This window comes from Paenibacillus woosongensis (assembly GCF_030122845.1).
GTDB lineage: Bacteria > Bacillota > Bacilli > Paenibacillales > Paenibacillaceae > Fontibacillus > Fontibacillus woosongensis_A.
This window is the reverse complement of sequence record NZ_CP126084.1, coordinates 283,260-297,948: the sequence shown is the minus strand read 5'-3', so window position 1 is coordinate 297,948 and position 14,689 is coordinate 283,260. Positions and strand designations below refer to the sequence as shown.

The window sequence follows — 14,689 nt, the reverse complement described above, 5'->3', positions numbered from 1 at the left end:
TTTATTCTCCTTATTCTGGTTTCTGAAAAGTAGGCCCTTGCGCATCTTGATATTTACCATTGTATAACTTAACATCTTTTGTCGATGTTTTAAAGATAAATAGCTGACCTACCTTTTGCTTTGGTTTAATATTAATATTAAACAGGGAATGGTTACACACTTCAAATGTAATCTTTCCCTTATAGCCTGGTTCTACCTGTCCATCTGTACACGTCAAGCTTACGAATAATCTAGCGAGTGAACCCTTTGTCTGTAAAAGTCCAAAATATCCAGCAGGCATAACTATATTCTCATGGGAGCAAGCTAGTATACAACTTTTTGGTGGTAGTGTAATTCCAGTACTGTTTATTTTTTTTTCTTGTAGGTACTCCCTTGGAATTTCTTCCCCGTAATAAAGAGTTGGAATATCAGCTATGTCAGGGTTAGATGGTGAGAGCAACATTATTTTGTCACTTAACTGTAAGGTTATTGAAAAGTTATCAAAAGCATTTTCACTTTCAACAATATTGTATTGATTTATTAGCTGTTTTAAATTATCTCCAACAATAAGCATATCGTTCTCCTTATTTAATTATATTCCAAAGTAATGCTGCTAAAGCAAGACTAATTGTCAATATTCTATCCCAATAGGTTTTTATAAAGACTAAGAATTTGTTTCTATAATTACTTATGTATGGAAGACTTGATTTAGATGAACTATATTCTTTGAACGGGGCATCTATACAAGATTCTAACTGTACGAAAAAACAAGTACAAAGTAGATCCCCCTTCTTCAAAATTTGCTTCTTTTTATTCGTATTCAATATTCCAATTTTTAATCGTGCTCTAAAACCGGGATCTATTTTACCTGTCGAAACAAAAAGCCCCTTTTGGATATTCCTACCAACCCCAGTCACCAGTCCGAACATATTGAATGGTACGCCAATCTCTTCATTAGTTTCTATAATAACTGATTCATTACATTTTAAGAGAATTCCTTCTTCAGGGAAATCCGTCCATTGTTGATTTCCTGTTGAGTAAACATCTCCAACAGTGAATTCTAGACTACACGCATTGTCCTCCTTAACATTTAGCTTACTTATATAAAGCAAACTATCACTTGACTTTATATAATTGTTATAGCTCCTCAATTCTGTAGTTACCCGATTCTTAAGATCAACGATCAATGTTATTCACTCCATATTCGACTAAAGTTACTTAATAACTTTTTCATGATCTAAGCACTCAATCCAACGCAAAGCAGTAGCAGCAACTTGTATAAGTTCATCTCTTAACTGCGCCTGGTCACCCTCAATTTTTGCCTTTGAGACTTCACCGATTTCTTCAACAAGTATCTCCATTCGTAGATCTTTAGGAAATCCTTCTGGATACGGATGCTTTAAATCTTGTCTAGCTCTCTCCCTGCTAATCTCTTCAAATAAATCTTTTCTAAGTTTAATATCAATCAAATTAATCACCCGGATCAAAGTTTTAGATACATAAAGTAATTCGACAAAAAAGTAAATTTCCCTCTGTAACTTGCTTATTTATCAACATATCTCATTTAAAATAATAAAATTCCAGTTTGAGATTTTTTCTTCTATATATTACATCTATCTCCCATTTACAAACGTCTGGGGCATATACTATATGCATATTTTAAAAATGAAGCCAATTAAAGAGTCTTCAAAAAAGCGAATACTAATTCGACATTTCTATTCCCATGAAAAAGAGCAGATACACTGCTCTCTTTTTCGTGACAATTTAAACAAGTGACAACCAGTGAAAAATGCATGAAACTCTAGTTCATCTTTTTACGGCGTAATACTTTGTACTCTGTATCCTCTTTTAGGTGATCTTTCGCCTGTTCTTTCTCTACTTCATCCGGCATACGTAAAAGTAAATCTTCTAGTTGTTGAATGAGCCCTTCCCTAATGTTATTTTTGTTTTGAAAAATATCATTAACTATATTATCCTTGGTTCTTTTATATATCGTAAAAACTGCAATTACCACCATAGAGAGGAGCGTGCTTCCAAGAAATAGCTCTAGTACCTCATATGGTTGCATCAGTTCCTTATCTTTGTAAATATAAAATAGGAATTGAGTTAGATTAGGAGTCAACACGGCTAGGAATAGACTAGATGCAATTAATGGAGGTAATTTGGACTTCTCTCTATCATTTTTATATAACTCAATTAATTTTTCTATTTTCCATCTCGTTTTTAAATCTTTATTATGGAGAAAGTCGGCGAGTTTACTCGATTGGAGCTCCTTAAATTTCTCTGTTCTCCAAGTTCCCTTCCCAATACTTATTTTATATCTCTTTCTAATGACTTTTTTGGCAGCGTTGGAAAAGCTAAAACCTGAATATAAAAATGCAGCTATTGAGGCTATAGACGAAATAAATAACCATAACCCACTACCTTCTTTAAATATAAAAATATAAATACAGGTTAGTATTATTGCAGGGCAGAGTATCGCCATAGTATTGAGAAAATAATAATGTTTCTTGATATGTTTATGAACCAATGCATGGGCCCTTACTTTGTTATGGTAATGTTTAAAAACTAGATCTTTCATCCGGATCTCAACTTTCCTAGAATTTTAAACTCAACCCGCCCTACTCCTCCACCCGAATCCCCACCACAGACCCCGCCAAATCCACATCTGTATGATCTAACTCCACTTTGACCTTACCGACTCTTCGGGCTTCGCGCCATTTTCGCAGATCCTCGTCATTCTCTAGCTTTAGTTCTGCAATTTCATGGGCACGATCAAATATGTATTTGCTCGTGTACAGACAGGTATAGATGCCCTGTCCACCTAAGGCAATGGGATTGTCCCGCCGTTCCCAGCGTTCAATCGTAAATTTAACATATAGCTCCTCTTCCGTGCCGGGGCGGGCTGGCCGTTCTGTAATCTCACCTCTTCGAACGACCTTCCAATCCTGAATCCGGCCGAACCAATGGATGCCCGTATTTGCTGGCTCCTGAAACTTCCTACGGGACTGGCACATGGCAATATATTCGATTTGGGTGAGGAGCTTGTGATCGAAGATATTTTTAAGCGGGATATGGTAAAAACGTTCTGACAAAGCCACATCCAGTTGGGAGGGCTCTCGCAACGAACCAACAAGAACATTCTTGCCCTCAAGCTTGTTGGAATAGTATTCTTTCGTCCCACGAGGACGAGTAGACCTCTCATAAGCCTTCTCAGGACTATCCATAATGATTTCGTCCAGGAACTTCTCCATCAGGCTAGTAGCATTAGGTAGGAATGGGAATGCCCCCACGTTGACGAGCTCAATACTTTTATAGAATTTATGACCGCGAAACTGCTCTTCATTGTCATAGGGGAATAGAACATAGGCCCCAAACATGCTACGTTCCAATTCTTGTTGTCCATCCCCATATACAATGGCATCCCGATACCTATGCATCGTATTAATATCTGATTCCTCAGGTCCAGGATTAGTGTACGCCTTCCGGTAAGGAGTCCCCTCATAAGCTGGATTTAAGCGATACTTCGCATCAAAAATATATTTATATTCAAACGAAGAATCGCTTTTTTTCAAGGTCAGCACATTATCCGGCATCTGGCCCACCGTAGGGGTCTGCTCTCCCCTTGGTAGTGAATTATAGTAAAGTGTAAATACTTCACCATTCTGTGGATTCCGATACATGATTTTCGACTTCTGAGTTTTGTCGAGCTTCACAAAAATCCCTGAACGATTCACCTTGACGATGTCTTGTTTGATGAGTTCATATTTGCGACTTAATAAATCGTGGATTTTCAGGAAACACCAGTACTCATACAACTGAGCTAAATCCTTCAACGACAAACGAATGAGATCTCCTTGAACCGAGAGCCCCTTCATCAGCATGAGATAACAACGGTATACCTCTCTGTACCCGGGTGCCATCTGTAGAACAAGGGATACTGACATGTGCGTCATCTCACCAACTGCCAGAAAATCGTATCGTAGCAGCCTTTGCAGCTGTGATTCCATAAGATCTACATTTCTTAATATTTTGGGATCGGAAGTACGTTCTACGGACTTTAACCGAATACGAAGAGCTTGTAATTTCTTTGAAATCCGTAATAAAACCCACCGAACAAAGCGATTCTCCCCTGTATCGAAGTCCATATACTTCTTAGACTCCAATACATGAGTAGGGTACATTTTTTGGCCATTAATATGAATAATTCCGTTCTTATGATCCTTAACAAACAGCTCAGGGTGTCTAGAGAGGTAAGCTAAATTACCTTTCCCAGCATGTCTTGCCTTACCAGAAGATACTTTCTGATTCACTATGCTCGTCTTAATGTGAGGTGCATTCTTGATGCGCTCCACGGCCTGAACCAGATGCTGAAACATATGTCTTAAGATTGCAAAAAACTCTGTCATACTTTGCTGGGTGGTATCCTTTAGCCCCGTCAAATGATAGGTTTTCCGCAAAAAATCAAACGACAGATTATAAATTTGTTGGTTCACATCGCTCAGTATCGTTTCATAGTCCTTTTTATAATCCATCTTCGTCGGAAAAATTTCTAACTGTAATTGCATGAGCGTTTGTCCATGTAAACGAAGCTCTAATTCCGTAAATCCAACCTCGTTCTGGAAGTTCAAAATACCGGATAATATATTTTTCCCAAGAGGCTTTACCGCCTCTCTTAAGTACCTATTCTCATGATAAAACTGAATAGCCACATCTTGCTTTTTCTCGACTACAATTTCATAAGCCTGCGTCTCAAAGAAAAGAGGGGCGCATGCTTGGCCCTCTTCCCATTCCTGCAAACCGTTCTCCTCTGGCGAGAAGACCGATATGGAGCTAATTTCTAAATTGGAGGAGTATTTATCTATACGACAGTGGGCATTTACCAGGGCACCCTCCTCATCCCGGTGTAGCTGTAATGCCTCTACTGTGGGGTGAAACGGCTTGCCCTGAATATATAAATTAAATAGATTGGTCTCGATCCGTAGTAACTCTACCGTCCCATTACGATAACCAGTATGAAGTAAATCCATCCTCTTCTAACCTCCGTAACATGAACACAATCTTGCGGGCACTTTGAGGATATTTGATCTGCGACTGTGTATTGAGTAATTCTGCCTCATTATATACTGGAGATAAGTCCTCCATTAGTTCGTTGATGGCAAGAGGTCGATCTAAACACACCTTCAACAACTCCAAAAGAACGCGTCGAACTGCTGAGCTACTCCCTTGGATTCGAGGTAATATTTTCTGAAGAAGCTGAAGGTCGAACGCCTCATCAGCCGACATTAAATTGTCACGGCGATTGTATATCATATAGAAGCTCACGGAGTCACGAACTCGAAACCCTACATGGGCGTGTATGCCTTCTAAAATTTCATTCAATTGAGCTAAACTTTGTGTCGTTTCTGAAATGAGTTCCCTGTTCTCATGCAATGCGTCGACAAGCTGAAGGAAATCACTTCTTAAAAAAGAATTCGGAGCAACTGCTTCTGTTATCGTCTCTCCCCTCACTTCATCTGGAAGCTGCAATAAATTGATATAGTTAAATTCAATGGTATTGGCTCGATCCAGAACCTTTTTACTAAAAGGATGGGTAGTCTCGTCCATATTGACTGTACCCATGAAATACACGTTATCGGGAATCGACAGGTCCCCGTACTTCTGCTGATCCTCCTCCGAAGATAGAGAAGCAGCTGAAATTAATGGAGCCGTCGCAATTTCATCATCTCGCCATTCCTGGGTTTCCAATACACTGAGTAGATCGCTAAAATAATGCTCTACGCGAGCTAAATTCATTTCATCTAAGCAAATAAAGTAGGGTTTCGATCGGTTTTCCGGCTTAGATGCTTCATATAGCACTTCCGTTAATCGCCCAGGACGAAAAGTTCCTGATAAATCCTTATATCCTAATAAGTCTGAGGGATCGCTCCAGTCAGGTCTAACCGGAATAAGCGCGAACTGTCCATTCTGGACGGTTGCCCCCATCGCTTCAGCAAACAGCTTAACTAACTTTGTCTTTCCAGTGCCTGATATCCCTGCTAGAATGACAAACGGCTTTGTTTTGATGGAAAGATAAAAATTCTCTATTAATCCATCTGGATACGAGAATCCTCTATTCTGAATAAATGAACGTATCTGTGACAGCCGTTCTGTTACGGACAGTGTCTCCACTTCTTCCGACTCCTCATCCTCGATTTGATCATCTACCTCTTCATGCGCCGTCTGCAATTGACTTTGTACATATACCTGATAATCCTCCATCATTCGTTGCAAATCAGCTACAAGCTGTTCGTTTTCGGGAAGGTTATTGCTATCATATCGAACGTAGGCAACGGTAGATACCTGGTAATCATGGCCTAGCCCGCTTGTGGTTAACTCAATTCGGTCATCCTTTGTAAAGCCAACCAAAGGCAACTGTTTTCTGATTTGGTCGACTTTATTTTCAAGGTATGTGTAACCTGCCCTTCTCCCATGATCACGAATAGGTTTAGTCACACCTTGATTAAAGGTTAAATAAACAGAGCTCATATCTTCTGCAAAAAGATAAACTAAATATTCGCCATATTGAGTTGATCCCGTAAGACGTGTATCCATCAATGCAATCCAGGGAACGGTAGCCCAATTTCCTTGACCTACAGAACCTTGAACCCGAATATGATCGGAGATGAACGGGTATTGCCTTATTCCTTCGGGAATCGTTCTACGAAAAGCTGTCCCCAGAGGATGATTCGCAAACGGTTCCTGCTTAGCCGTTCTATATGTAAGTAATATCTGGCTCAGGTGCTCCTTCAAAGAGAAAGAGTTAGACTGAAGCTGAGTATAATATGCCTCTAATTCCCGGTTCGCATATCTTTCGAGTTCAGTCAGAACTTCTTCCCCTCCGTCCCATATCGCATAGGTGAATGTTAGCTCATTCCTGTCGTTTTTAGCTAGAATACTTCTAAGAGCATCAATCGGGGTATCTAATATCGCCTTCACTTGCGTAGCACTCACCTCTGACCAACGAGAAGCCATACTATTCGGTGGAATATCCACGACTAGATTATTTACTTCCCGATCTCTGCAGTAGCTTAAAAACCGTTCCGCAATGGAATCTAACGATATAAACCTTTGCTGGGTTTCACGCCAAATGCCAATCATAGAGAGTACGAGTACCATCTTGTAAGATTTTTGCTTCACACGAAAAATAGATGCTAATTCAGTCGGTAATGACATTTCTGTTCCTCCAGGTGAAAGTTGAGTTTAATAAATATATCTTGTAACATAGCGTTTATTTATCAAGTTATATATATTATAGTCCAAACCTGGAGTGAAGGAGATAACCCTTAGCATAGAGATAATCGGAATGGGTCAGATATTTTTATAATGGGGAGCGAATCAAATGAAAAATAATAGTTTTCTACTTAAAACTTATATCATAGTTCTTCTATCTCTTGTCCTCGTCAGTTGTACCAATCCTAAGGAAGTGATTAATATCGACATTACAGCATTTATGTATGGGGACGAGATAAATCAAACTGTTGAGGTATCCATGAATGGCGAGTATAACACCAAAGAACACAGTTTCATTGGCTCTCTAGTCATTGGAGATGTAATTAAGCTTGAACATGTAACCTTTTCTCCTGGATCAGGATTAATCAGCTACCACGAATCAACAAGATCTTATCTTGGCCAAATCTTTTTTGATTATCAAAGCCTGAATTTCTCGATAGAAATTACAAACCAGGATCTTTATCAGCAACTAACCCATTCCAATAATGATGGGGATAAAAAGATCACTATCACTTCACCTGCTAATAATATTGAGGAAGCAAAGCGAATGAATGCGGAGCTCAAAGACAAGAAGCTTCCTTTTGAGAAATAACAGGAACATCAATAATAAGCATCCTGGTTCCTACCATACCCGTAATACTCGGGCAGGAGATTCTTCCCTTCCTCCACACTTTTATTCACGATATCTATCAGTTGCTCCATAGTTCCACCAATCTGTTCGGTGGGTATGCTTTCGCCAAATCTCCCCTTCATTATGGCGTTGATTTCCTCGAACTCTTTGGTATGCAAACACATCAATACATTGGTTATCCCATAATACCTTGGCAATAAATCATAACCTTCCGCAATGCTTTCCTTCATTTTATATCTTAAACCGCCTAAAGTTTCGTTTTCCGGGATACTGTATTTATCGATAACACCATAGTATTTCCTATATTCCGCCACAATCTCTTTGTACTCCTTCGAATCCAAAACATCCCGCACTAATTGGTCATCTTGCATTCTAATTTCTGCTGTATCCAATGAATCTCTTTTCATTCCAAGTTTTTGATTTGCCTCAATAAGCCCATTAACTTTAAGGAAATAAAACTCAATTTGCTTTTCCTTCGACCTCAGGAGTTGTTCCATATCTTGACGTTCTTTGGCTACCTGTTGCAATCGTTCCCGATGATCAATTTGCATATAAATGATATAAGCGACTAGAAATAGAATTAAGGTTACTCCAGCATATATCGTCCTCTTATTTTGCATAAGCATTCTCCAATGTTTTACGCTGCTTGTAGTACATCAAGCTTTTAGTACATCAATAGTTTATCCATTCCTCCCATACCCGTAATACTCAGGCAGGAGATTCTTCCCTTCCTTCACACTTTTATGTATGATATCATTCAATTCTTCGAAAGTTCCGTAAATTTCTTCAGTGGGGATAACATCGCCAAAGTGTTCTTTAAATACATTGTTCAATTCTTTAAACTCCTTCGTATCCATCCACATCAATGCATTGGTTATTCCATAGTATTTGGGTAATAAATCATACCCCGCCGCGATACTTTCCTTCACTTTATATCTTAGACCACCTAAAGTTTCATTTTCTGGAATGAAAACTTTATCCAAAATCCCATAACGCTCTTCATATTTAGCCATAATTTCTTGATACTCTCTCGAGTCTAAAACTTCCGACACCAATTGGTCATCTAGCTCCATAGTTTCCCCTCCATTGAATGAATCTATTTTCATTTCAAGTTTTTGATTTGACGAAATAAGTTCGTTAGCTTTTTTAAAGTAAAACTCAACTTGCTTCTCCTTCGACCTCAGAAGCTGCTCCATTTCTTGGCGTTCTTGAGCTTCCTGTTGTTTATGTACTTGATAATTAAATTGCAGATAAATAATATAAGCAATCAGAATTAGAATTAGGGTTATTCCACCATATGTACGCCATTTATTTTGCATAAGCTTCCTCCAATAATTCCTCGAATCGCTTATAGGCTGTAGGAAAATACTTTCTTAAGTTAGCTCTCCTTACAGAGTTGAATTGCGCCTCGTAACAGTGAGCAAATGCTTCTACAAATACCTTGTTTTCATCAGCCGACCAATACTCCACTGTGTGCGACCAATTTCCAACGATTCGTTGTGTCTCTTTACCTACCTTCACTATACTCAACCCACTATATAAATCTGAAACTGCCGACAATTCATGAGGAGTGAGTTCACCACTAATATTCTCATAAAGCTTCTTAAAATCAATCCAAGTTTCCTTGGTTCCATTCCAATAATTGGGATTCACAATGTCTTCCAGTTTGTATCTCATATGTCCTAAAACCGGTACGAGTTCACGCTTCAATTCCCTTAAAAACATGGCATTCGCTCGAGACTCCACGGCGCTTCGGAAATCATTCATAATACATTTTCGAAAGATCGCATCAATGGAAAGATCACCTGCTACATCATCAAGATAATGTCCATACTCATGGAAAAAAACAACGCCAGTTCCCTTCCTAGTATAATCTTTTGCAATGTTTAAAAATACGGTGTCCTTGGAATCCCTATAAAATGATCCATCCTCATTTGTTAGCTCTAAGAGAGAGTTATTTTTGACGTATTTTAAAAATAGTTCCTGTGCAATTGGTGTTCCGCTCATAAATCTGTTAATTACTGCATCACGATAGTCTTTATGCTCGTCTATGCCTGGTAGGGTGTCTAACTTCTTTGCAAATAAAGCCAGTAGAATATCCTTTCTGGTTGGCGCTGATCCGCCGTCTATTGATTTCTTCTCCCAATTCATCACGAGATTATGGGTGGTCGGAAGTTTTGGGGTATTTTTCACCGCAGTATCGCTTTCTTCTTGCTGCCCGAAATTAATTTTTCTAAGCTGATCTTTCTTCTGAGACAAGGACAGTTTAAACATTCCTACACTATCTTTATTGTCATAGCCCTCTTCATAATCCAAAACATAAGCATTGGTGAAATTGATTTCCCGTATGACTTGCTCGTCTTTCTCATATGTAATATAAACGTTGCGATAATAATCTGTACCAGGTTCGTAAGGAAGATGGGCCCATTTACTGAGCTCCAAAATCTCCTGCCCCGTTCCTGATTCTTTCATTGGCATTACCTTGCCTGAAATGAGAAGAGTATATCCCGGATCATAAGTCCTTGCTGATGGAACTGTGCTTGTATGGTGCAGATATTCAATGCATGTCAATAATTCATCATCCAGTTCAATGGAGCACCCTTCGTTATCCAGGCCTACAATTTTTAATGCTATTCCCATTAACAGCCTCCTGACAGGGTTAATCACCCTTGTATTCCTTTATTATGTAAATCGGTAAATTCCATCATATTTATTAATTCAAACATTTACCCAGCAAATGCTTATGGCTCGCTCCGCTGCTCTTTGCCCCATAACAGCAAAAAAACCGCTCAAAGAGCGGCTTATATCGAAACCCTAGTTAACGTATCATCACCTTCAAACTAAGCTTCTTTTTGCATGAAGACGGGACCACCTTAACGAATACTAACATCCCCCAAACCTCACCTTCTCACAAACAGCCGAAAGACATTCAATACTACAGAAAACAACCCGCCACCCAGTGCAAAAAGTAAAGTTAAACGGAAGCCGGCCATGGGATTAGATGTAGGATTGATCAATAGAAACAGTCCGCCAAGAATGAATCCTCCGAGACAATACAGCAAGAGATGTGCGAGTTTCCCATACTTCTTAATTCTCATATCGATAAATATGGATATAGGAACAGCAATAAATAAATATATGGCGAACAAAAGGACAAACCCGTTTAATAACTTACTTGTAAAGCTGTAAGATAAGACATTGTCCTCATTCGTATGGCTAATCATAGTGAATACAAGAGATAGAATGAATGCAGAAATGATGGATGATATGATCCTAATCAAAAGACATTCCCTCCTTATGTAGAGCTATTTATGACAAACGCCTGTTAATATCGGCAATAACCTCTCCATATTGATCGCAATTCTTTTAAAAGACTTGACCTCCTGCAGTAGATATGTTTCTTCAATTATAGTTGTTTTAGATCGAAATACCGAACATTTTGAAAGTTTAGTGCAGAGGATAATGAATTTTATCACCGGGCATATCTGATAGTATTCAGTTGTAAGCGTAAGCAACAGATGAAAGGGGAGGTCATTATTGATTAGCAAGAGTAAAGTGGTACTAAGCGTGATGTTGGCAATTGGATTACTCGCAGGATGTGGAAGCAAAGGGGATCATGCACAGCCACAGGCGGGATCGTCAGTAGCACCCAAAGAAGAGAAGGTGTCTATCACGTTCTGGAGGAACTCGGGCAATGACGCCGAGAATTCAGCCTATGACAAACTGGTGGCCTCGTTTAATGAAGCGCATCCCAATATCAAGGTTGAGATGAGTCCGATTCCGTTTGCTGATTACGATACCAAGGTGAGAACAGCCATTGCTTCGGGCAACCCGCCTGATATTATGGCTATCGATGGCCCGAATATGGCTTCTTACGCCCAGGCTGGTGCATTGCAGCCGCTGACCGCATATTTCAAGAAGGACGGTAACCTGGAGGATATTCCGGAATCGACCATTGCCACGTACACCTATAATAATGAAATTTACATGGCTCCGCTCACCGAATCCTCCATTGCTCTTTTCTATAATAAAAAAATGTTTGAAGCGAAGGGAATTCCTCTCCCTTCCAAGAACCCGGAAGAGCCTTGGACTTGGGATCAGGTGCTGGATGCAGCCAAAAAGCTAAACGACCCGGCCAAAGGCGTGTACGGCATTGATCCGGCGCAAGGCTTCGGTAATGCAGGCGGAACAGCATACTTTAAATATCCGATTATTTGGCAGTTTGGAGGGGAGATTATGAGCCCGGACGGAACAACCTCCAAAGGCTATCTGGATAAACCGGAGACCAAAAAAGCGCTGCAATTCTTCTCCGACCTGTATAATGAACATAAAGTGTCTTCCCTGGAATACCCGCCAGATGCGTTCCCGAACGGCCAGCTGGCGATAACGGTTGACGGTTCCTGGTCACTAGGCAATTTAGCTGATAAATTCCCGAACTTCAAATTGGGTGAAGATTATGACATCGCGCCGCTTCCGAAAGAGACCCAGCAGGCAGTCGCCAATGGAAGCTGGTCGCTGGCTATTTCGTCGAAGAGTAAAAATGCCGATGCTGCTTGGCAGTTTGTGAACTGGGTGACCGGTGCTGAAGGAGCAAAAACCTACACCTCCATCACAAAAGATATTCCGGCCCGCTATTCTGTAGCTAATGAGGTCCCTGAGCTCAATGAATATCCTATGAATATCTTTGTTGTACAGAACCAGAAATTCGGCAGACCTCGTCCGATTACGCCGATCTTTCCGCAAATGTCCGAAGCGGTAAACAAGATGATTGAAGAAGTGACGATTGGCGGACGCAACTTGGATACAGCCGTTGCCGAAGCCATCAATAAAATAGACAGGGCGTATGACAGTCTCCCGAAAAAATAATAGTATCTCCAATCATTGCAGAAACGGCAGCCGCCCTTTAAAAAAAGGGCGGCAATGCTGTTTCTTCTTTCAGCTTCAAGAAGCTTCAAGATTTAACTCCCTCGTTGTGGGGTGGTTTGAATTTTTGATCCATAATGATACAAGGGGCGCGGTTGTCATGTTCTACTCGTTACGCAGCAGATTGATGTTGGCCTTTTCAATCCTGCTGATCCTTCCGATTACGTCAGTTGTCTTTATCCTCAGCAAGGAATCGGCGGAGCAGATCCGAAAATCTACCCAGACCTCCACTCTGCAAACCATTGACCAATTTGCCACCCATGTCAGCACGCTGCTGACGCAAATTGAGGATATGGGCAACCAGGTGCTGAGCAGCGGCATCACACAGGAATGGATAACCGCCACACTGAACGATGAGAGCACTAGGAGTGAACAGTTTATGGCCAAAAAAAAGCTGCGTGAGCTGCTATCCTCCTATGCGCTCAATAATTCGAATGTGATTTCCATATCCACCTTTGCGAAGGGAGAAGGCGGGTTATGGACACAGGACCAAAGTTATTTGAAGAGCAGCTGGTACGAACAATATAAGGAGCAGGACGTGCGCTGGACGCAGGCTCACCAAGACAGGGATCAGGCCGACGACAGCATGCGTTCGCGCGAGATCAACAGCCTTGTGCTTCCCTTGGTGCAGCTCCAGTCCCTACAGGATGTCGGAGTGATCAAAATCAACTATCCTACGGAGCTGCTGCGCCAGGATATGGATAAAATCAGCATCGGCAAAAGCGGCAAAGCCTTTTTACTGACATCTGAAGGCCACAGTGTACTTCATCAGGATCTGACAGGAGCTCAGCAGGTGCTTAGCGATGGACTTGCTTATTTGCAGAAACACAGTGGAGAACAGAACAGTGGTATTTTTTCGCTTCGCCAGGGTGAGACCGACTATCTGCTCTTTTACCGCAAGCTGCCTGCCCAGAATTGGTTGATTATCGGCGAGGTGCCGGAGGCGGAGCTGTATGCCACCATCACGAAGCTCAAAGAAACACTGCTCCTTGCCAGCTTTGTTCTACTGATCCTTGTGATCATTGTCGCGCTGCGGCTCTCCACCAATATAACGAAGCCACTAAGTGCCATGGCCCGGGCCATGCGGCATGTCAGAAACGGGCAGTTCGAGCTGGGGCTGAAGGATATGCCGAAGGCCAGATCCCGGCAAAGTGAAGTAGACTATGTGGCTGGTGTATTCGAGGAGATGACCCATCGGCTGAAGTATCTGATCGAAACGGAATTCGAGACCAATCTACGCCGGAAAAATGCCGAATACAAAGCGCTCCTACTGCAGATCAATCCGCATTTTTACAACAATACACTGGAGATCATCAGCGGTCTGGCGGCGATGAAACGAGAGGATCTGGTCATGGATGCCACGGAAGCGCTGGGCAAAATGATGCGCTATTCGCTGAGTCTCGATACGGATCTGGTGCAGGTCAGCGAGGAACTCGGTTATATTCGTGACTACCTGTTCCTCCTAAAGTTGCGGCATGAGGATCATCTGATGGTGGCGATCCAGCAGGATTCCGCCGCGGATCACCTGTTGATCGCCAAGTTTATTCTGCAGCCGCTGGTAGAGAATGCCGTGAAGTACAGCCTGGAAAAAGGGGGAATCGCCGAGGTTACGATCACCTCCAGGGTGTGCGGAGCGCGCCTGCACTTGCAGATACAGGATAACGGTTCAGGAATGACTCCGGAACTGATCGCCAGTATTCTTGCCGATACGGAGTCGAGGGACAGCGTGGGAATCTTATATCATAAAGGGGACAGCATCGGCTTGCGCAATGTGCTATCCCGCTGCCGCCTGTATTACGGTGAGCAGTTCGAAGCCGTGCTTGATTCGAAGCTGCACACAGGAACAACCATTACACTGAAGTTGCCACTGATAGAGGGGTGAAT

At 41.4% G+C, this 14,689-nt stretch carries 12 protein-coding genes; 3 read left to right on the top strand and 9 right to left on the bottom strand.

What is annotated here, in order from left to right:
* Positions 1-10 precede the first annotated feature (10 nt).
* The 6 genes from QNH46_RS01420 to QNH46_RS01395 form a co-directional block, all read right to left on the bottom strand.
* The gene (locus tag QNH46_RS01420; protein ID WP_155612363.1) at positions 11-553 is read right to left on the bottom strand and encodes a dCTP deaminase; all 543 of its coding nucleotides are present in this window, start codon (positions 551-553) and stop codon (positions 11-13) included.
* A 10-nt stretch (positions 554-563) separates the two neighbouring features.
* Entirely contained in the window at positions 564-1,166 is a 603-nt protein-coding gene (locus tag QNH46_RS01415; RefSeq protein ID WP_155612364.1) for a dCTP deaminase domain-containing protein, read from the bottom strand.
* Positions 1,167-1,193: 27 nt separating this feature from the next.
* Positions 1,194-1,448, bottom strand: coding sequence for a nucleoside triphosphate pyrophosphohydrolase family protein (locus QNH46_RS01410; protein ID WP_155612365.1), 255 nt, complete (start codon positions 1,446-1,448; stop codon positions 1,194-1,196).
* 332 nt (positions 1,449-1,780) lie between these two features.
* On the bottom strand, positions 1,781-2,560 hold the full coding sequence (locus QNH46_RS01405) for a hypothetical protein (RefSeq protein WP_155612366.1): 780 nt from the start codon (positions 2,558-2,560) through the stop codon (positions 1,781-1,783).
* A gap of 40 nt (positions 2,561-2,600) precedes the next feature.
* The gene (locus tag QNH46_RS01400) at positions 2,601-5,009 is read right to left on the bottom strand and encodes a restriction endonuclease-like protein (protein WP_283926602.1); all 2,409 of its coding nucleotides are present in this window, start codon (positions 5,007-5,009) and stop codon (positions 2,601-2,603) included.
* Positions 4,981-7,194 (bottom strand): MrcB family domain-containing protein, encoded by a 2,214-nt coding sequence (locus QNH46_RS01395; protein WP_283926601.1) that lies wholly within the window; start codon positions 7,192-7,194, stop codon positions 4,981-4,983. Before QNH46_RS01395 ends, QNH46_RS01400 begins: the two co-directional genes overlap by 29 nt.
* Before the next feature lie 166 nt (positions 7,195-7,360).
* Between QNH46_RS01395 and QNH46_RS01390 the strand changes: the two genes are divergently transcribed.
* Positions 7,361-7,843 carry a hypothetical protein gene (locus QNH46_RS01390; RefSeq protein ID WP_283926600.1) on the top strand — a complete coding sequence of 161 codons (483 nt, stop codon included), beginning with the start codon at positions 7,361-7,363 and terminating at the stop codon, positions 7,841-7,843.
* 8 nt (positions 7,844-7,851) lie between these two features.
* Here the strand turns inward: QNH46_RS01390 and QNH46_RS01385 are convergent, their stop codons facing one another.
* From QNH46_RS01385 to QNH46_RS01375, 3 genes are all read right to left on the bottom strand, one after another.
* The gene (locus QNH46_RS01385) at positions 7,852-8,379 is read right to left on the bottom strand and encodes a hypothetical protein (protein ID WP_283926599.1); all 528 of its coding nucleotides are present in this window, start codon (positions 8,377-8,379) and stop codon (positions 7,852-7,854) included.
* 183 nt (positions 8,380-8,562) lie between these two features.
* Positions 8,563-9,201 (bottom strand): hypothetical protein, encoded by a 639-nt coding sequence (locus QNH46_RS01380; RefSeq protein ID WP_283926598.1) that lies wholly within the window; start codon positions 9,199-9,201, stop codon positions 8,563-8,565.
* Positions 9,191-10,522, bottom strand: coding sequence for a hypothetical protein (locus tag QNH46_RS01375; RefSeq protein ID WP_283926597.1), 1,332 nt, complete (start codon positions 10,520-10,522; stop codon positions 9,191-9,193). The genes QNH46_RS01380 and QNH46_RS01375 overlap by 11 nt, the downstream gene beginning before the upstream one ends.
* Positions 10,523-11,419: 897 nt before the next feature.
* Here QNH46_RS01375 and QNH46_RS01370 point away from each other — a divergent pair.
* Together QNH46_RS01370 and QNH46_RS01365 are read left to right on the top strand one after the other, a co-directional pair.
* A complete protein-coding gene (locus QNH46_RS01370; RefSeq protein ID WP_125081468.1) occupies positions 11,420-12,748 on the top strand; it encodes an ABC transporter substrate-binding protein in 1,329 nt (442 codons plus the stop codon).
* A 157-nt stretch (positions 12,749-12,905) separates the two neighbouring features.
* The gene (locus tag QNH46_RS01365) at positions 12,906-14,687 is read left to right on the top strand and encodes a cache domain-containing sensor histidine kinase (protein ID WP_283926596.1); all 1,782 of its coding nucleotides are present in this window, start codon (positions 12,906-12,908) and stop codon (positions 14,685-14,687) included.
* Positions 14,688-14,689: the final 2 nt, after the last annotated feature.